The 18,359-nt window shown below is 52.8% G+C and carries 19 protein-coding genes and 1 tRNA gene; 9 read left to right on the forward strand and 11 right to left on the reverse strand.

The genetic code is table 11. The features are described from left to right. Positions 1-4: 4 nt before the first annotated feature. The 4 genes from IMQ33_RS08950 (at position 5) to IMQ33_RS08965 (ending at position 1,771) form a co-directional block, all read left to right on the forward strand. Positions 5-79: transfer RNA gene (locus tag IMQ33_RS08950), tRNA-Arg, on the forward strand. A 262-nt stretch (positions 80-341) separates the two neighbouring features. Then, entirely contained in the window at positions 342-602 is a 261-nt protein-coding gene (locus IMQ33_RS08955) for a type II toxin-antitoxin system RelE/ParE family toxin (protein ID WP_065683032.1), read from the forward strand. 61 nt (positions 603-663) lie between these two features. Next, complete coding sequence (locus tag IMQ33_RS08960; protein WP_065683031.1) at positions 664-1,023, forward strand: helix-turn-helix domain-containing protein; 360 nt, start codon at positions 664-666, stop codon at positions 1,021-1,023. A gap of 208 nt (positions 1,024-1,231) precedes the next feature. Next, complete coding sequence (locus IMQ33_RS08965) at positions 1,232-1,771, forward strand: DUF2058 domain-containing protein (RefSeq protein WP_065683030.1); 540 nt, start codon at positions 1,232-1,234, stop codon at positions 1,769-1,771. A gap of 158 nt (positions 1,772-1,929) precedes the next feature. Here IMQ33_RS08965 and IMQ33_RS08970 read toward each other — a convergent pair whose 3' ends face one another. The 7 genes from IMQ33_RS08970 to IMQ33_RS09000 all read right to left on the reverse strand — a co-directional run bounded on the left by IMQ33_RS08970 (position 1,930) and on the right by IMQ33_RS09000 (position 9,483). Beyond that, the gene (locus tag IMQ33_RS08970) at positions 1,930-2,139 is read right to left on the reverse strand and encodes a hypothetical protein (RefSeq protein WP_021178640.1); all 210 of its coding nucleotides are present in this window, start codon (positions 2,137-2,139) and stop codon (positions 1,930-1,932) included. A gap of 159 nt (positions 2,140-2,298) precedes the next feature. Beyond that, positions 2,299-3,099, reverse strand: coding sequence for a molecular chaperone (locus IMQ33_RS08975; protein ID WP_196061812.1), 801 nt, complete (start codon positions 3,097-3,099; stop codon positions 2,299-2,301). 7 nt (positions 3,100-3,106) lie between these two features. Next, positions 3,107-4,240 (reverse strand): fimbrial protein, encoded by a 1,134-nt coding sequence (locus tag IMQ33_RS08980; protein ID WP_196061813.1) that lies wholly within the window; start codon positions 4,238-4,240, stop codon positions 3,107-3,109. Next, a complete protein-coding gene (locus tag IMQ33_RS08985) occupies positions 4,231-6,783 on the reverse strand; it encodes a fimbria/pilus outer membrane usher protein (protein ID WP_196061814.1) in 2,553 nt (850 codons plus the stop codon). Before IMQ33_RS08985 ends, IMQ33_RS08980 begins: the two co-directional genes overlap by 10 nt. Continuing rightward, a complete protein-coding gene (locus IMQ33_RS08990; protein ID WP_024529236.1) occupies positions 6,749-7,519 on the reverse strand; it encodes a molecular chaperone in 771 nt (256 codons plus the stop codon). Before IMQ33_RS08990 ends, IMQ33_RS08985 begins: the two co-directional genes overlap by 35 nt. A 52-nt stretch (positions 7,520-7,571) precedes the next feature. After that, a complete protein-coding gene (locus IMQ33_RS08995; RefSeq protein WP_196061815.1) occupies positions 7,572-8,117 on the reverse strand; it encodes a fimbrial protein in 546 nt (181 codons plus the stop codon). 463 nt (positions 8,118-8,580) lie between these two features. Then, a complete protein-coding gene (locus IMQ33_RS09000; protein WP_196061816.1) occupies positions 8,581-9,483 on the reverse strand; it encodes a transcriptional regulator in 903 nt (300 codons plus the stop codon). A 213-nt stretch (positions 9,484-9,696) separates the two neighbouring features. Here IMQ33_RS09000 and IMQ33_RS09005 point away from each other — a divergent pair, with 213 nt between their 5' ends. Together IMQ33_RS09005 and ypdK are read left to right on the forward strand one after the other, a co-directional pair. Next, entirely contained in the window at positions 9,697-10,143 is a 447-nt protein-coding gene (locus IMQ33_RS09005) for an antitoxin HicB (protein WP_065683026.1), read from the forward strand. A 525-nt stretch (positions 10,144-10,668) separates the two neighbouring features. Further along, complete coding sequence (gene ypdK, locus IMQ33_RS09010; protein WP_099782600.1) at positions 10,669-10,743, forward strand: membrane protein YpdK; 75 nt, start codon at positions 10,669-10,671, stop codon at positions 10,741-10,743. Positions 10,744-10,811: 68 nt separating this feature from the next. On the opposite strand, the gene IMQ33_RS09015 is transcribed toward ypdK, so the two are convergent. The 3 genes from IMQ33_RS09015 to IMQ33_RS09025 all read right to left on the reverse strand — a co-directional run bounded on the left by IMQ33_RS09015 (position 10,812) and on the right by IMQ33_RS09025 (position 13,784). Beyond that, positions 10,812-11,336, reverse strand: a complete 525-nt coding sequence (locus IMQ33_RS09015) for a cytochrome b (protein WP_098930270.1) — start codon at positions 11,334-11,336, stop codon at positions 10,812-10,814. 553 nt (positions 11,337-11,889) lie between these two features. Beyond that, the gene (gene alaC, locus IMQ33_RS09020; RefSeq protein ID WP_098930269.1) at positions 11,890-13,122 is read right to left on the reverse strand and encodes an alanine transaminase; all 1,233 of its coding nucleotides are present in this window, start codon (positions 13,120-13,122) and stop codon (positions 11,890-11,892) included. Between the two features lie 119 nt (positions 13,123-13,241). Continuing rightward, positions 13,242-13,784, reverse strand: a complete 543-nt coding sequence (locus IMQ33_RS09025; RefSeq protein WP_196061817.1) for a GNAT family N-acetyltransferase — start codon at positions 13,782-13,784, stop codon at positions 13,242-13,244. Positions 13,785-13,953: 169 nt separating this feature from the next. Here IMQ33_RS09025 and IMQ33_RS09030 point away from each other — a divergent pair, with 169 nt between their 5' ends. From IMQ33_RS09030 to IMQ33_RS09040, 3 genes are all read left to right on the forward strand, one after another. Further along, complete coding sequence (locus IMQ33_RS09030; RefSeq protein WP_186528634.1) at positions 13,954-15,198, forward strand: DUF1479 domain-containing protein; 1,245 nt, start codon at positions 13,954-13,956, stop codon at positions 15,196-15,198. Positions 15,199-15,306: 108 nt separating this feature from the next. Beyond that, on the forward strand, positions 15,307-16,998 hold the full coding sequence (locus IMQ33_RS09035) for a sensor histidine kinase (RefSeq protein WP_065683022.1): 1,692 nt from the start codon (positions 15,307-15,309) through the stop codon (positions 16,996-16,998). Then, on the forward strand, positions 16,995-17,729 hold the full coding sequence (locus tag IMQ33_RS09040) for a LytTR family DNA-binding domain-containing protein (protein ID WP_024486106.1): 735 nt from the start codon (positions 16,995-16,997) through the stop codon (positions 17,727-17,729). The genes IMQ33_RS09035 and IMQ33_RS09040 overlap by 4 nt, the downstream gene beginning before the upstream one ends. Here the strand turns inward: IMQ33_RS09040 and IMQ33_RS09045 are convergent, their stop codons facing one another. Next, positions 17,730-18,086 carry a DUF2502 domain-containing protein gene (locus IMQ33_RS09045; protein ID WP_196061818.1) on the reverse strand — a complete coding sequence of 119 codons (357 nt, stop codon included), beginning with the start codon at positions 18,084-18,086 and terminating at the stop codon, positions 17,730-17,732. Positions 18,087-18,359 lie beyond the last annotated feature (273 nt).

The raw sequence follows: 18,359 nt of genomic DNA on the forward strand, positions 1-18,359 counted from the left end.
CCGTGTCCCCTTAGTTAAATGGATATAACGAGCCCCTCCTAAGGGCTAGTTGCAGGTTCGATTCCTGCAGGGGACACCATGTTGATGCCAACAAATCTCCCCCACACGAACAAAGCTCAGTCACAGTACAACCAAAAGACAAACATACTGTCTGCTCATAGATTCGGCAATCCGTTATCCAGCATGCAATACCATCTCATCATCCCGACCAACGTTCCCTTCTTGCGAAGCACATCGCAAAGTATCGTATTTAAATCGCATTTTTGTTGAGATAACCGCAATTAAATCTTATTATCTAATCGACCAGTTAGGATAGCGCTCCTTAACAAAATGAGGAAATGATGGTTACGGTTCAATGGACGAAGAAAGCACTCAAGCAGTTGCTGTCAATCGACACCAGGTACCGCAAAGCCATCAGTGAGAAGGTTAACCAACTTGAAAATCTTCCCGCCGTAAAGCTCGACATCAGGAAGCTCCACGCAACTGATAACCAGTTCCGGCTTAGGGTTGGAGACTATAGGGTAATCTTCGAAATCACTGACGGTGAACCGGTCATCTATGAGATTGCAGCAGTTAAGCGTAGGTCATCGAAAACGTACTAAGGCGGGAAAACCCGCCCTTTCCTCATGTAGCTATCTAAAGTAAAAACAGGAGTAACCGAAAATGGCAGTGCAAATTATCCGCAACGATAAAGGCGAACCACAGTATGCCGTGGTGCCCTACAGCGAATATGAAAAACTTATTAACGCAAAAAATGATTGGGAAGATGTGCCCTACACTGCCTCAAAATCCGATGATGTGACCGTGCCTAACGCGATCGTCAAGATCATGATTGACCAGGAAGTTTCTCTTCTGGCGGCCTGGCGGGTCTATCGGGACCTGTCTCAATATGATGTGGCCGAAAAACTCGGCACAACCCAATCCACCGTTTCACAATGGGAGGCATCAGGCCGTCCTCAGAAGCGTACCCGTGAAAAACTAGCGGCGCTGTATGATTGCTCCCCCGAGCAGTTGATCCCCTAATCTTGCTCAGTGTAGGGATGCGGCAATGCTCGACCCTTTAGATAAACAATGGGTTAACTCAGGCCGAACATATTCGGCCCTTACAAATCAGCACCCATGCTGGCGCTGAGGACAGGGTATAATGTGTGACCGGCGCCCGCTACCTAGCACAACCTCATACGTTAAGGGTATAATCCAAGGCATTATTTAATCGGTTTCGGAAACGAACATGGCAAAGCTAACATTACAAGAGCAGCTGCTTAAAGCTGGATTGGTCAACAGTAAAAAACTGGCGAAAGTGGAAAGAACGGCGAAAAAATCGCGGGTTCAGGCTCGTGAGGCAAGAGAGGCCGTGGAAGAAAACAAAAAAGCACAGATTGAACGTGATAAGCAGTTGAATGAGCAGCAAAAACAGGCCGCTTTAGCTAAAGAGTATAAAGCGCAGGTAAAGCAGCTCATTGAAATGAATCGGATCGTTATTTCACATGGCGATATTGGTTATAACTTCACAGATAACAATTTAATTAAAAAAATATATGTGGATAAGACAACTCAATCTCAATTGATTAGTGGCCGCCTTGCTATTGCTCGGTTGATTACCGATAAGAACCCTGATGGCGAATACGCGATTATACCCGCGATCGTGGCCGATAAAATTGCGCAGCGTGATGCGAGCAGTATTGTATTAAATGCCGAACTAAGCAAAGAGGCTAAAGATGAAGAAGATCCGTATGCCGATTTTGTCGTGCCTGACGATCTGATGTGGTAAACAAACTGTCCAGAGGCTTACTGCGCCAGCCCACAAGCAACAACGCCCCTTGAGCTCAACCGCAGGGGCATTACGACCTACCTTTTCATCCTGCTAAGTAAATCACGCAAAATCGTATTTACATGAAAAAGCCCCGAAAACGGGGCCTTGGGGTAAATTCAAGCTGGCTGGCTCTGCTTTTTGTAGATAGAACGGTAATGATTGAGCCGTTCGAAGAAGTTATCGCTCTGTTCACGCGACATATTACCCGCCACGCCGTTAGCATCGACTTCACGTCCCTGAAACTCCAAGAATGCCACCGTAGAAGCGAGAAAATCCATGTTGCTGGTGTTCTTGGCATAGACATAGCACTTTTCCAAAGTTTCCATGCTCTCCTCCTCAACGTTTTACAGTAAAGTTGACGTGCCACAAGCAGGATGACAATCGCTCGTTAAATGTGCTGCACCTCTAAGAATACTCGCAAAAGCTAAAAAATATACGCCATACGTGCTGTGTGATTAAAAAACGAGCAAGGATCGCAAAAATACCTAGCGCGGCAAGGGCGACTGCGCAGCTTGCAAGACTTGTTCTGCCGTCACCACAGAGCCAAAATCGTCAAGCACCGAGTAAAACACCTTCATGCCAGCATTCACCGGGCCTTTAGCCGCCGTTAAGGCAAAATTAGCCTGCCCTTTTGGGCTTACCATACCGTTTTCCGGCACCAAGGTAGCGACTGCCTGCTGCTTATCGCGGCCCACCGTCATTTCTAGTAATGTCTGGTGAAAAGGCGTAGGGTTGCTGACCACCAACACTGGGTTGCCGCCCTGTTTTGCCAGGCTAAAGCGCAGTTGCTCCTGAACGTTAGTCGTGTTCATCGTCTGCAATGCCCGTGGCCGGTAGAATAATTTGATCCGGGTTCTGAACGCCATCTGCATCTGGCTGGCCGTATTGCTGGCCACTTTCGGCGGGATCTCCAACACGTTAAGCCAAAACACCGACTCACGGTCGCTCGGCAGCGTGTGTTCTGCCCCGGTAAACAACACTCTCAGACGCTGTGCCCGCTTCCCGTCCAGGCGCAAGATTGGCGGCGCTACGGTAAACGGCGTGGCGATTTTCTCCGGTTCCGCCTCACTATCACCATTGTCCACCCAGACTTGCAGCAACACCGCAGAGCGACCCTCGTTGGTCACGCGCAGCGTCGCTTCCTTATCCTTGCCGTTGACAATCAGGCGCGTGGCTCCCAGATATATCTCGGCGTGGCTCAGTGGGATAAATAAGGCCATCGCCGTAAGCAATAGCCAACGGCCAAGCCTGCGATATTGTGGCGTGAAACCATACATAGCTGCCATTTTCACCCTACTTGTAATTGAGCGTAAAAGTGATTGCGGTGTTGGCCGTACCTGCGGTTACCGTATTACCTATCTGGAACAAGCCGGCCTGCATAGGAACCCGATAGTTGGCCTTGGCCGAACTATCATAGTTATCCAGTAGATAAATAGTGCCAAACGTCACCGGAAGGTTGTTGCCACGCAGTAACTGGATCCCGACACCACCAGCGCTTGAGGTGGCATTCGGCGCCACTACGCCATTGGCGGCATCCAGCACCTGGGTCGTGGCTGCAAAGCTGTAACCAATGCTGGCCAAGCCAGCCGGGCATTGGTTGAACGCCAGCTCAAAGGCCTTACGCCCAGCCACCGAACCCACGCCGTTGAACTGACCGACGCTGGCCTCCGGCAGATCGACATTCACATTCGGAGTGGTGCAGGTGCCGCCACTGGCGATAGTGCCGCCGCTTTTGAACTGAGCAATCATGTAAGTGAGATCGCCGGGCGCAGCAATGCCGTTATACGTCTGCAAATGCCGCAGATAAATTGGATCGAACAGAGGAATTGCGCCAGCGGTCAGGCCGGTGGTTGTTTTCACAAACCGCACCTGGGCATCAACGCCCAGATAGAAGCGATTACCGCTGTAGTTGACGGTAATGGACTCAGGATGGGTCTGTTGCCCGCCCGTGCTGACGGTCAGCGGCTGCCAGTTGGTCGTTTTACCATTCAGGGTATAACGCCAACGGACGATATACCCCAGGCCGGCTTTTACCATGGTGTCGTACAGCATGTAAGTTTGCCCATCGACCACGATGGTATTGCGCGTGGTGTAAGGCGGGTAACCCTGAACGCTAAACTGCACCGGCTGCTGGTAGGCGCTATTGGGGGTACAGTTCCAGGCGGTGGAGTTGTAAGAGTTGATCCAGGGCCCCAGCACATCACCCACGGCGCTGTCTTTGCCAATCTCAATGGTGGCCGTATCGAAAAACTGATAATAGCCACTGTTACGCGCGCAACTGACCGCCAGCCCCTCGGCGCAGACTGCTCCGCCGTAGCCAAATATCAGCAATAAGCCAAGAAGCAAGTGCTTACACTGTTGTTGGAACCCAACACTAGGCCACAGCGTGAAAAAGCGGGCCAAAATCTGTGATTGCTTCATTGGCATATTACCTCCAGGCGGCGATAGTCCGATTCATCCCCAGGCGATACGGCGGGCAACTGATAGTTAAACCGGCAACGTTCTCCGGTCCCTTCCCCCCATTTCACCTCTAACTGGCCTTTAGGGTTGTTGACCCGCAGTAAGCCTTCGCCAGCTTGGCCGATATACCCCACGCTACGCTGCTGTTCATCGGACACGTTGGCGCCAAAGGGCAACGGATCACCAGCAACGTCTCGGGCCGTCACCAGGATCGAGTAGCCGCTTTCTGTCTCATAACGTAACAGCCCGACGGCACCGGCGGTAGGCGCGATCTTCTGACTGGTGTATTTCAGCTCCACATCCCTGGAAAGCCCTTTCGGATCCAACTCCACGGTATTCTGGCGGTAAGGGCTGAGGTAAGGGACCACCGCCTTCCCGCTGTTATCCAGGCGCAGACCGCTGTAGTTGGTGATCCTGGCCCCCTTGGCGTTTTCTGCCTCGACGATCGCCGACGTTTCCCCCAGCATCGGTGTAAACACCACTCCACCGCTATAAGCAACCAGGCCACCGGACATATTGGCACCATATTGTTGATAACCTTGGCCTGCGGAAACGCTGCCCCCAACGAAGGCATAAGGCGCGGCCCATGAGCCGTTGACGCCGCCGCTAACGCTGTTGCTACCATTTTTAGCATAGTCGTAGTTGGTAAAGGCGCTGTAGTTATACTGCCGGTCCTCCCCCAGGCTACCGGAAAGCGAGTTCTGCAACCCCTGGCGATCCTTTTGCTGGGTATAGCTGCTGGTCAGGTTAGGCGCACGCGAGCTGGAGCCCAATGGGATCGACAGGGTCAGCATGGCTTTGTTATCCCAGTTTCCGGTTGCCAGGTTGCGTGTCCGTGCGAAGTTAACCCCATAATTCAGCTTGTTATAGTGATTGTTGTAGCTAAGCTGATATTCGCGGTCAGTCTGGTCATGATCCCAATAATCCTGCACGTTGGCATTCAACGCGACCGTCCCAAAACCCTCCGGCAACGACTGGCTGGCGTTAATCTGGAAACGATTACGTCGTTTCCAACTGTTATAGTCAGCAAAGCCGCTATCGTTACTGTCGCGATCGCGCAGCAACATGGCGTCATCCACGTTGTAAAATCCTGAGCTGGAATAGCGGTAGCTGGCCAGCGTGATGTTGGTATCCACCACCGGCAAAATTTTCGCATAGGTGAGCCGTACGCTCTGCCCCTGCTCGTTAGGACGGTTATCAAACTGCGTTTGTGCCTGGGTAATATCCGCCGAGAGCGCACCAAAATCGGTATTGAATGCCAGACCGCCCGAGGCGGCCGCATAGCCATCGGCACCGATCACGCCGGTATAACCCGTCAGCAGGTTAGTGAAACCATGCCTCAAGGTGCCCACCGCAATGGCAGGTTCCTCGCTCACCGAATTATTGCGATATTTCCCCGCCATCAGTGAATAGTGGGTTACACCTGGCCGCAGCAGTTCGGCTATCGAAGCATAGGTGACGGTAAAGCTGCGTTCGGTGCCGTCGGCTTCGGTCACCGTGACCAGCAGATCGCCACCGCTGCCGGTAGGATACAGATCGTCAATAACAAACGGCCCTGGCGGTACCGTGGTTTCATAAATCTGGCTGCCACGCTGACTTACACGCACCAGCGCGTTGGTATTGGCGATACCACGCACCACCGGGGCAAAGCCACGTTGGGAATCGCTGTACATACGATCGTCCGAGCTGATCTGAGCGCCAATGAACCCAATGCTGTCAAAGACTTGGCCGTCGGTAGTCGATTGTCCCAGCACCATCCGGCTACGCCAGCCAACCAAAGGCCGCTCAAGATAGGTTTCATTGCTTTGATAGCGAAAACCCTCGTCATCATTCCAATTGGCCGACGCCCGGTAACGCAAACGCCACACGTCCCAGTTCAATCCGCCACGCAACCCCAAAAACTGAGTGGTTTGAGCAGATGAGTCGGAATGATCGGCACGGTAGGCGTTGTAGTCATATTGCAGGGTAGCCGCCGTGATGCCGTTATCCCACAGCTCAGGGCTGACATAACCACGGGCTTCATGCTGCAGCAAAGACTGCGGTGCACGCACATCCAACCGTTGGCCACCGCTATCAAAATTGCCCTCCACGCCAGGCACCAGTTCACCCAGCGCAATACACTGTTCCCCTTGCTGCAAGCGTGACAACACCGCCTTGTCCAGTTTATCCAAGGCAATGTCGAACAGGCTTAACAGTTTAAGATCGTAGCAAGGCTGAGCGATGCTGCTTTGCGGCGAAGCCAGGGAAAAGTTGACGTCCTGCCGCCCTTTCCATTGGTCGTTAAGATAGAGATCGATGCGGTGAATGCCGGGAGCAACCGGGTTACCGCTGGAGAACTGGCTGACATCGACGGACGAACGCAGAAAAGACTCGTTGAACTCAATAGCCTCGGTTTCATCCGCATAAGCCAACGCCAAGGGAGCCAGTAAAATGGCTCCCGCAATGTAAATCTGGTTGAGAAAAGAGGGTCGCCAATCAAGACTTACCACTGCCCGCCAACGTCCGCTCATTTTTGTTATCCCCACCGAAATCATCAATCAGGCTGTAAAACGCTTTTAAGCCTGCTGACGGTGCCGATTTCATTCCTTGAATTTTCATCACCAACTCGCCAAAGGGGGCCACCATCCTTTCCTGCGTTTTCCCCAGATCGCCCAGCACTGGCGCGCCTTTGGCGCTGCGAATCTCAATCTGGCGGAAAGTAAGGTAATAAGGCGATGGGTTCTTGGCGACGATTTCGTAACCCGCAGCCCCTTTGCGTAAGCTCAGATCCAGTTTTTCGTAAGCCTGAGCCGGGGTCATTGGCAGGTTATCCGGCCGGTAGAACAGTTTGATGCGGGTACGGAAAGAGAACTGCATCAGGTTGTCGCCCGCGGCTATTTTTTGGGAAGCCTTGGGTGGTATTTCCAACACATTGAGCCAGAACAGAGATTCACGGTTACCCGGCAATCCGCCGCCGGTACGTGCAATGCGCAACGCCTGCCCTTTGCCCGGATCGATACGGGCGACCGGTGGCGTCAGGGTAAAAGGCACCTTGACGGTGTCAGGTTTGGATTTGACATCACCGTTATCGATCCAGGACTGGATCAACACCGGGCTGGTCCCTTGGTTACGCAGTTGGGTAATCGCTTCACCGCTGTTTTCGTTATAAATAATGCGGGTGGCGTTGATGATCACACCAGCATCAGCGGCAACTGTCCATGTCAGCGCCAAGCTAAGGGCGGAAACGGTAAATAGAGTTCTTAACATGGCGCTGTCCTCTGAAAGGGATGAGGTTGCCCCCATCCCACGGCTGGATGTCTTACAGGTAGATGATGGTGTAATCCACCTGGGTATTAACCGTACCTGGCGTGACCGTCCCGTTCGCATAGTATTGCGCGTAATAATTCATTACGCCGCCACCGGAGCTGATATCAACGGCCAAATCGCCTTGGCTATGTGCATTACCCGCCATGATGCTGCCCAGATTGGCGTTCAACAGCTGAACCTGAACGTTGGTCGCCGTACCCGATGCCGAGTTGTTCAGGCGACCGGTGCTCTGTTCAACATAAGCACCTGCTTCAAAGAAGGTGCTGGCAGTATTAAGTGTAGCCCCCGCACAGTTGGTCAGTGCGATACTGAAAGGTGTTGCCCCTGCTGTTGCCCCAACGGCTGGCAGCGCAGAGATGGAAATAGTCGGCAAAGTTACCGTGGCGTCTTTAGACTGGTTGTTAACCGAAATATCGCAGGTAGTGTCAGTAATGGTACCGTTGATGGTAATGGTGCCATCGGCTGCCAGGGCAGAGCCAGCAAGCGTCATACCGATAACGGCAGACAGCAGGGTAGTTTTGGTGTTGTAAAATTTCATAATGATCCTAATCCGTTACAAGATAACTGTAGTTAACCAAGCACATTGCCGATTGGTGCGCCCGAGAATCTTTACTGTCATCGGTCCGTTATTTACCATCCTGCCGTACTTGTTTGTTTCCACCGTTCTGCGATTACTCCGCAGGTTCCGTGGTGAGCGTCACCAGTCAGTTACTTAAGAAAAATCCTAACCACCCGTTGACGAGAAAAATCTTAACCCACAGTCGGTACAAAAGAATCATTAACTATTAACTTGGAATTATTTAGGTTTAAAATCTAAATTTAATATTTTTTACAGCCTATTTAATGCACAAAACTCTGCATGATCTCTTGGTTAAGCACAAAAAACTTGTTTGTTTTATGTTCAAAACATACAAAATTTAAACAATTTGGTGGGGAATCACCCACCCCACCCAAAAACAAGACTACTGTTGCGATGATCAGGCCTATTCTTTTACTTAGCCTTACTGTAACAACGGCAAACTGTCGTTCTCTAGCCCTGAGCAAAACTCTATTTTGTGCTCACGTACGATGGTGCAGCGAACAAAAAACAGGCGGTTCACGCCAGAAATAAAAGAGCGAACCTGGTTGCTACGTACCACCAGTAGATATTCATCTGCCCGGCATTCGGCTTTTCGTTGCTCCACATAGGACAACATGTCCTTATTGAGGCTGGAACTGGGGACACCAGACTGCGTGGATGTCGACATAAATACCTTGCAACTCCCAGCCTTGCCAAGAAATACCTCCTGTCTGGCAAGCGAATTGGTGGCGTACATCGTAGATGCGATCCCCAGTACAAAAACCAAACCAGCAACCGTAGCGATCAGGCCCCAACCAAGACGTTTTTTGTTGGCAGGAGTGGCAATCTCTACGCTTGTCGGCAGATCGGGCTCACCCTCCCCCCCGGAAGCTGGAGCAACATCATCGTCAGTCTCAGCTTCGGCTTCCAGCCCGCTCTCTACTGGCAAATAGGCCTCATCACCCACTGTCTGTGCAGGGACTAACGGGGTAAAATGCCCATCGTCTTCCTGGCTGATTTCAACCTGGATCTCGCGGCGCAACATAAACCCTATCTTCGGCACGGTAACAATCACTTCATCATCGATCCCCATCACCTTAAGCACCCGGCGCAACTTGCTCACGCATTGATTAAGGTTGTTATTGCTGGAGATCATGCCGTAGTCGTCCCACACCTTTTTGAAAATCACCTCCCGTTCCACGGGTTTGCCATAGTTGGCGATCAGTAATAGCAAAAGACGTTTAGCAGGATTGGAAATAGAAGTGGGCTCGTCGGAAAAGTCGCTTGGACCCAACGTTCCGCTATCACCATCAAACAGCACACGATCGTTAAATCTGTATTTCATGTTAATCCGGACCATCATTGGGCTTATAGGATAATTCTGGCATAAGTTCCTAATAAAACATCAGTCACCGTTCAAAAAAGATACGGTGCAACAGTGCTCTCAGCTTGACGGCCTAAGCAGTGATTTTCCTCGCGCTTTAAGAACGCCAATCTCTGGCATTGTTGTCGCCAACCGGTCACAATGCGGCTCACTTCCCCCCAAGCAGGAAATATGATGCCTTGCCACTATCCCGCCCAATACGCCTTCGATAGCGAAAGCGATGCCTGGCAAATTACCCTACGCGATTTCCCCGAGCAGCAGGCAGCCTGCTACAAACGTGAGGACGTCGAGCTGGAGGCCCAGGAAAGCCTGCTGACGGCTATCGCCATTGAAATGGAAGAAGGGCGCCCGGTGCCTGCGGCCTCCGCATTGCAAAGCGGTGACATTGCCCTGCATTTGCCAGTGCTGGTGAAATTAAAGCTGGAACTGCATAACCACATGTTGAGCAGCAACACCTCAAAAGCGCTGCTGGCCCGCCAGATGGGGTTTAACGGCGCACAAATCGATCGGTTGCTGGATGTGGCCTATGCCTCGAAGGTTGAGGCCCTTGAGCAAGCCCTGTTTCTTCTAGGCTACGAAGTGCATACCACGGTAGTGGCGATCCGCCAGCCCTCAGAATAAATAGTTTGCCCAGAGAGTAAATTTTTACCGTTTTGCGCCGATAGGGTTATTAAACAACCACCGATTGCAAAGTGAAGGCTAAAAATGGAACTCAACCGTCGTCATGTCTGGGCCGCTATCCTGCTTTCTTGTCTGGTCTTCTGGGCTATCCTGATCGCTAGCGTCAGTGCTGTGGCCTGATGCCTTGTAACAAACTGTTACTTCAGGCATTTATCAACCACCACACCGCATAGGGGTGCTGTATTCTGTGCCCGTGTTAACTCCTTGACAGGGTAAAAAACCGGCAAAAAGTGTGATCAAAAACACAGTATTGAAATGGGTAGGATTTTGGGAGTACATTAGCGCCGATCCTGTTGTGATTCCTGGTTAACCTCAAGGAACTTGAATCGCAACGACCGGTAAATCGTAGCTCAGGACATTGTTACTTCTGATTGAAGAACCCGCCACCCGCTGCTGATTTGCCACAAAATACTCAGACAACAATCGGGATCGTTGGTTTGCGAGGACTCCACAAGGAGTTGTTACGTGAAATACTTTTTGATGGGCGTTTCATTCATGCTGGTTGCATGGGTAGGAACCTTCATGCTGATGGTTGCCTAACCGCAATCGCACCAGGTATATAGATAAAGGGGCGCTTATGCGCCCCTTTGTTGTTTCTGCACCGCGAGCTATTTGCCGGGCATCATCCGGCGCATGGTGTCGTCACCCCGCACATAGTGATGATAAATCGCGGCCAAGGCATGGATGCCGATGATGAAATACCCCGTGTTTGCCAAGGTTTCGTGCACCATTTTCAGCGTGCGGCGTATGCCCGCATCGGGCGTGACCCACTGCGGCACCTGCCAACCCAGCAGCATCCACTGTTTGCCACCGTAGGCCAACGTCAAGAAGCCCAATATCGGTAACGATAAAAACAGCAGATACAGCACCCAATGGAGAATTTTCGCCCCTAGCGCCTGTAAACCCGGCAAAGCCGGAGTGATCGGCGGCGTCGGATGCCGGTGGCGTAGCCCAAGGCGGATAAACATCAGCACAAACACCGACAGGCCAAAATTAAAGTGCAGATCCTTCACCAATGCCGCGCTTTCATCCGGCACTGAGTCCTTCAGAAGGATGGCGCTGTAAGTCAGGATCACCATCACCAGCGTCAGCCAGTGTAGGAGGATTTGTGATTTTGCAAAGCGAACGCTCATAGAGACTCCCACTAAATACGGTATTAGCAGAGCATAGCGGATAACAACTGAAGAGAACCTTAAGCCGAAGAAAAATCAGGATTGTGGGCACTTAACACGCCCCTCACCCTAACCCTCTCCCACCGGGAGAGGGAACCGATCGAGCATATTTGAAATTGTGGTGACTTACCTTGGATGAGAGACAATCGAGCTTGCTGAGATTATCGCTTTACTTCCAAACGAGCAGGGACTGCCAGCTCCCACAGGGAACCGTTCGGGCGTGTTCGAAATTGTGGTGACTTACCTTAGATGAGAGACAATCGAGCTTGCTGAGATTATCGCTTTACTTCCAAACGAGCAGGGACTGCCAGCTCCCACAGGGAACCGTTCGGGCGTGTTCGAAATTGTGGTGACTTACCTTAGATGAGAGACAATCGAGCTTGCTGAGATTATCGCTTTACTTCCAAACGAGCTGGGGCTAACAGCTCCCTCTCCCTGTGGGAGAGGGTTGGGGTGAGGGGCAACAGCGATTGCCGAGTCTCAGGCAACACACCAGCTCCCTCAAGATGAGGGATTATTTGGTAGCAGGGGTTGCCGTTTTAGCTGGCTTGATTAACCCATCGGCACGGAACATCGCCTTGATACCACGCACCGCCTGGCGGATACGATCCTGGTTTTCAATCAAGGCAAAACGCACATGGGTATCACCGTAATCGCCAAAGCCGATCCCTGGAGATACACACACTTTAGCCTCCGCCAACAGACGCTTGGCGAACTCCAGCGACCCCAGATGCGCGTAAGGCTCAGGAATTTTTGCCCACACATACATCGAGGCTTTCGGGTTCTCTACCATCCAGCCGGCTTCGTGCAGCCCTTTCACCAGCACGTTACGGCGCTGGCGATACTGCTCGGCAATGTCCAACACACACTGCTGATCGCCTTCCAGTGCGGCAATAGCGGCCACCTGCAACGGCGTAAAGGTGCCGTAGTCGTGGTAGCTTTTAATGCGTGCCAATGCGCTAACCAGCTCAGAGTTACCCACCATAAAGCCAATCCGCCAGCCGGCCATATTATAGCTTTTCGACAGGGTGAAGAATTCTACCGCAATGTCTTTGGCTCCTGGTACCTGCATGATCGAAGGCGCTTTCCAGCCGTCATAGACGATATCGGCGTAGGCCAGATCGTGGATCACCAGCACGTCATACTGCTTCGCCAGCGCCACTACCCGCTCAAAGAAATCCAGTTCTACACACTGCGCCGTCGGGTTGGACGGGAAGCCCAGGATCATCATTTTTGGCCGCGGAATGGTTTCACGAATGGCGCGCTCCAGCTCACCAAAGAAATCCACGCCGTCCACCAGCGGCACGGAACGCACCTGCGCACCGGCGATCACCGCGCCATAAATATGGATCGGGTAACTTGGATTCGGCACCAGCACCGTATCCCCGTGATCGAGCGTTGCCAACATCAGATGCGCCAGCCCCTCTTTCGAGCCGATGGTCACAATGGCTTCGCTCTCAGGATCGATATCTACCTGATAGCGTTCTTGGTACCAGTGCGAAATAGCACGGCGTAGGCGCGGAATACCGCGTGAGGTTGAGTAGCCATGCGTATCGTCACGCTGGGCTACGGTGCAGAGTTTCTCTACGATATGCGGCGGCGTCGGGCCGTCCGGGTTACCCATGCTGAAATCGATAATATCTTCCCCGCGACGGCGCGCGGCCATCTTCAGTTCAGAGGTGATATTAAATACATAAGGGGGTAGGCGTTCGATGCGCGTGAAACGGCGCGGGTTGTTATCAGACATAGCTACCTCGAAGAGACGTTAGCGCCCGGACCATCCGAGCGACGCTGGCCACAGAATGGCCGAACATCGAACATAACTCAGCCTTGTCAGGCTGTCGAGCCCCCCGCATAACAATTTTTTTACCGTTTGGCAGCCGCAAACTCCGTCGCCAGCAACCCCAACCGCCAGTCATTACACCACCGGTCCGCCAGGCGGAAATTGTCACGCAACGTCCCTTCCAGTTGAAAACCGCAGCTCTCCAACAGACCCCGTGAGGCTAAATTCCCCTCTGTCACCGTGGCATACACTTTGTGAAACCCGCAGGCATTGAAGGCAAAGTCCAAGATCACGGGCAGCGACTCTTTGCCATAACCTTTCCCTTGCCCTTCCGGCAGGCTGCCAAAACCCACTTCGGCCTGCTGGCAAGGGGACCACTCAGGGCGAAACCCGGTCATTCCCACCGCTTGACCGCTGTTTTTTTCTCTCATCACCAGACACAACCAGCGATCGCAATGCTTATCCCATGCGGGCAAGCGTGCTTCGAAACGTTCACGGATCTCGTGTTCCGGCAGCGGATCGGCAATGTAACGGATCACCTGGGGATCCTGGAACAAACGTAGGAATAACGGCCAGTCATCTTCCGTTAGTGATGTCAGCAGCAAGCGCGGTGTTTCCAATTTCATCAGGTAAATCTCCGAAAAACGAAAAAGAGGAAGTTACGAATGAAAGATATCCCTTTATTTTCCCCTATTAAACCCAGATAATCATTAACCAGGTTACAACAAAACAGCAACTTTATAACGCTACCCTACCACCACCATCCTCGCCCACCGGCGGGCCAAGGAGAACACCATGGCTTCATTACTCATCGATGATATTCCTGCCGCAATAAAAAGCGTCAAGCAGCAGTTACGCCAGGCTTTACCCAACTATCGCGAAGTCTTCCTGGAACTGGAAGGCAATATTCGCCAGCAGGTGGAGCAAATCCGTCAGGAACTGGCCAACGGCCAAGACCCGGTGCCGCAGGTGGACGCCGAAGATATCCTGCAACAACGCGTTACCGAACAACAAATTGCCCTGATTAAACAGCGCGGCGTGTGCGCTATTCGGGGCGTATTCCCACGCAGCAAAGCCGAGGCCTGGAACCAGGAGATCGGCGATTATCTCGAACGCAATAATTTCGTCGAGCGGCTAAAAAATGCCGCCGAAGATAACTACTTTGGCAAACTGGCTGCCAGTAAGCCACAGATCTATGGCATTTACTGGTCAAAGCCTCAGGTCGAGGCTCGTCAAGATCAGCGCATGCATGCGGTGCAGGTGTTCCTCAACAGCCTGTGGGCAACCGAAAGCAACGGTAAACAGCACTTTGACCCAACGCGTGTTGCTACCTATGCCGACCGTACCCGCCGCCGCCCGCCAAACTCCTCTTCGTTGGGCCTTTCCCCGCATGTGGATAGCGGCACCATCGAACGCTGGCTGGATGAGAATTTCCGCTATGTCTATCGTCACGTGTTTTCCGGCAACTGGCAGCAATACGATCCCTTTGCCGCCGATGGCCGCACCGAAGTGCGCGAGATCGCCTCACCGGCGGTTTGTTCCATGTTCCGCACCTTCCAGGGCTGGACAGCACTGACACCGCAACGCACCCACGCCGGAACGCTGAACGTGGTACCGATCGCCAACGCCATGGCCTATATCCTGCTGCGTGCCCTGCAAGATGATGTGGCGGATGACGATCTGTGCGGTGCCGCCCCGGGCCGGGCGCTATCTATCTCGGAACAATGGCATCCCCTTTTATTAAGTGGGTTATCCCCTATTCCCGATCTAGAGCCGGGAGATACGGTATTCTGGCACTGTGACGTGATCCATTCGGTAGAAAACGAGCATAACGGCGAGTTCGACAGCAACGTGATGTACATCGCCGCCGCGCCGGGCTGCGAGAAGAACGATGCCTATCTGCAACGGCAGTTGCCCAGCTTCCTGTCCGGCAAAAGCCCGGTGGATTTTGCTGCGGATGATTTCGAAGTGGATTTCATTGGCCGCGCCACCGTTGAGCTGCTGACGCCGCTAGGCAAGGAGCAATTGGGTATCAAATAGCCCTGATGAGCGCGGTGTGCTCCGGCCACCGCGCTCATTGCCTCGCTGTGATATACTGTGGTCTCCCGTTCGTCGCAGTGAGCCGCCGTTGTGCACCCTGTTTTTGAAATGTTGTTAGCGGTCTTCGATCGTGCCGCCCTGATGTTGATCTGCCTGTTTTTCCTCACCCGCACCCGGCTGTTTCGCCAGCTGTTGCAAAAGGAAGATCATACTCCGCTGGAACTGGCCGCAGTCACGGCCATCTTCTCTCTGTTCGCCCTGTTCAGTACCTATTCTGGCATCAACGTCGAAGGCTCTCTGGTTAACGTGCGTGTGATTGCCATTATGGCCGGGGGGATCCTGTTTGGCCCCTGGGTCGGCATCATTACCGGCATTATCGCCGGATTGCACCGCTATCTGATCGATATCGACGGTATCACCTCGGTTCCCTGCCTGATCACCAGCATTATTGCCGGGATAGGCGCCGGTTATATCAACCTGAAAGTGAAGAAAGGCCAGCGCTGGCGTGCCGGGATCTTGGGAGGCATGCTGTGCGAATCACTCACCATGCTGCTGATCGTTGCCTGGGCCAAACCCACCGAACTCGGGCTGGATATCGTGTCTAAAATTGCCCTGCCGATGATCCTCGGCACGGTGTGTATCGGCCTGATCGTGCTGCTGGTGCAAAGCGTCGAAGACGAAAAAGAAGTGATTGCGGCGCGGCAGGCCAAGCTGGCGCTGGATATCGCCCGTAAAACGCTGCCCTATTTCCGTAATATCAATAGCGAATCGCTGACTACCATTTGCGAAATTATCCGCCACGATATCAATGCCGATGCGGTCGCCATCACCGATACCCAACATGTGCTGGCCTACGTTGGCGTGGGAGCAGAGCACTACCCACTCGGGCGCGCAGGGCTGAGCAGAGTCACGCTGGAAAGCATCCAGCAGGGCAAAATCATCATCAAAAACAACCTCGAGAACCAGACCGCACCGCAGATCCATTCCCAACTGGTGATCCCGCTGTGGGAAAAGGGTGAGGTGACCGGGGCGCTGAAAATTTACTACTGCCATGCCCATCAGATCACCAATACGCTGAAGGTGATGGCGGTTGGCCTGTCGCAGATTATTTCCACCCAGATGGAAGTCTCGCGCATCGAGCATCTGCGCCAAATGGCGGACAAGGCCGAAATGCGCGCGCTACAAAGCAAAATAAACCCGCATTTCCTGTTTAATGCGCTGAACGCTATCTCGTCGTCAATCCGGCTAAATCAGGATACCGCCCGCCAGTTAATCATCAACCTGTCACGTTACCTGCGCTACAACCTGGAACTGAACGACGAACTGATCGATATCCGTAAGGAACTGCATCAGATCCAGGACTATATCGCCATCGAGCAAGCGCGCTTCGGTAGTAAACTGACGGTGATTTATGACATCGATGATGATATTGCCGTGCGCATCCCCAGCCTGCTGATCCAACCACTGGTGGAAAATGCCATCGTGCACGGTATTCAACCCTGTAAAGGGAAAGGCGTGGTGGTGATCGCGGTGAAAGATCGGGGCGATCGCGTCCAGATTTCGGTGAAAGATACTGGCAACGGCATCGATCCACGGGTGATCGAGCGCGTGGCGCGCAATGAAATGCCAGGCCACAATATCGGCCTGCTTAACGTACACCACCGTGTTTCCCTGCTGTACGGCGAAGGATTGCGCATACGGCGGCTAGAGCCGGGAACGGAAATCGCCTTCTATGTCACCAAAAACGGTAATAAACTGCAGAGCGAAAACAGCCCACAACCTGCCGGGGAACAACTATGAAAGCCATCATTGTTGAAGATGAGTTTCTCGCCCAGCAAGAGCTGACTTATCTGATTAATAAACACAGCAATATCACCATCGAAGCCACCTTTGAAGACGGCTTGGACGTGCTGAAATACCTGCAAACTCATCAGGTCGATGCCATTTTCCTCGATATCAATATTCCGTCGTTAGACGGCGTTTTGCTGGCGCAGAACATCAGCAAGTTTGCGCATCGTCCGTCGATCGTGTTTATCACCGCCTATAAAGAGCATGCGGTGGAGGCGTTTGAGATCGAGGCGTTCGACTACATCCTCAAGCCGTATCATGAAGCGCGTATCATCACCATGCTGCAAAAGCTGGAGGCATTGCATAACCGACCGGCGCAGACGCCGGAGCCTAGCGCACCGGCGAACCGTACCAACCACAGTATTAACCTGATCAAAGACGAGCGCATCATCGTCACGGACATCAACGACATCTACTACGCCGCCGCCGATGAGAAAGTCACTCGGGTATATACCCGGCGCGAAGAGTTTGTGATGCCGATGAATATCACCGAGTTTTACCAACGGCTACCGGAAGAGTTTTTCTTCCGCTGCCACCGTTCGTATTGCGTCAATCTATCCAAGATCCGGGAAATCGTTCCGTGGTTCAACAACACCTATATTCTGCGGCTGAGCGATCTGGATTTTGAAGTCCCGGTCAGCCGCAGCAAGGTCAAGGCGTTCCGCCAACTGATGCGCCTGTAATTACCAACGCGGGCCTCGGGGACCGCGCTCTCGCTGATAATAACCCGGCGGTGGCGGAGGTGGCATCCGATGATAACGCGGCCCATCCCGCCATTGACGTGGTGGTGGCCCGTAGTAGATCACCCGTGGCGGCGGGCCATAGTGTTCACGTGGGCCATAATATTCGCGTGGGCGATGTTGGTACCACCAGCGCGATTCACGCCAGCGATAACCATCCCAGTAATGGCCACGGTCATCACGATCGCCAATATGCACCGACATTCCAGGCACGTTGATGCCGACAGAAATATCCGCATGGCTCACCGCAGGCAGTGACAGCGGCAGCAACGCAGCCAATAACAACAGCACTTTTTTCATTGGGTAACTCCCAGAGAACAGAACCTGTCCATTTCCCCATCACAGTAGTTCCGCTCCGGTACGTTCTCCATAGGACGAAAGCCCAATTACGCCTTTCAGACATATCCTTCACAATTACCACACAGTCTGCCACGGCGGTTTGGCCATCTTTCTGACATATCTTTGATGTAGATCACGCCCGGCAGGCCGCATTCCAGCGGCTTTTTGGCCCTTATTCGGCAACTCATGCAGCGATAACGGCATTTCATTCCTCGGCAGCGGCAGTTCATTCCC

Source organism: Serratia sp. Res13-Sevr-LER1-36-b (assembly GCF_015673035.1).
Classification (GTDB): domain Bacteria; phylum Pseudomonadota; class Gammaproteobacteria; order Enterobacterales; family Enterobacteriaceae; genus Chania; species Chania fonticola_C.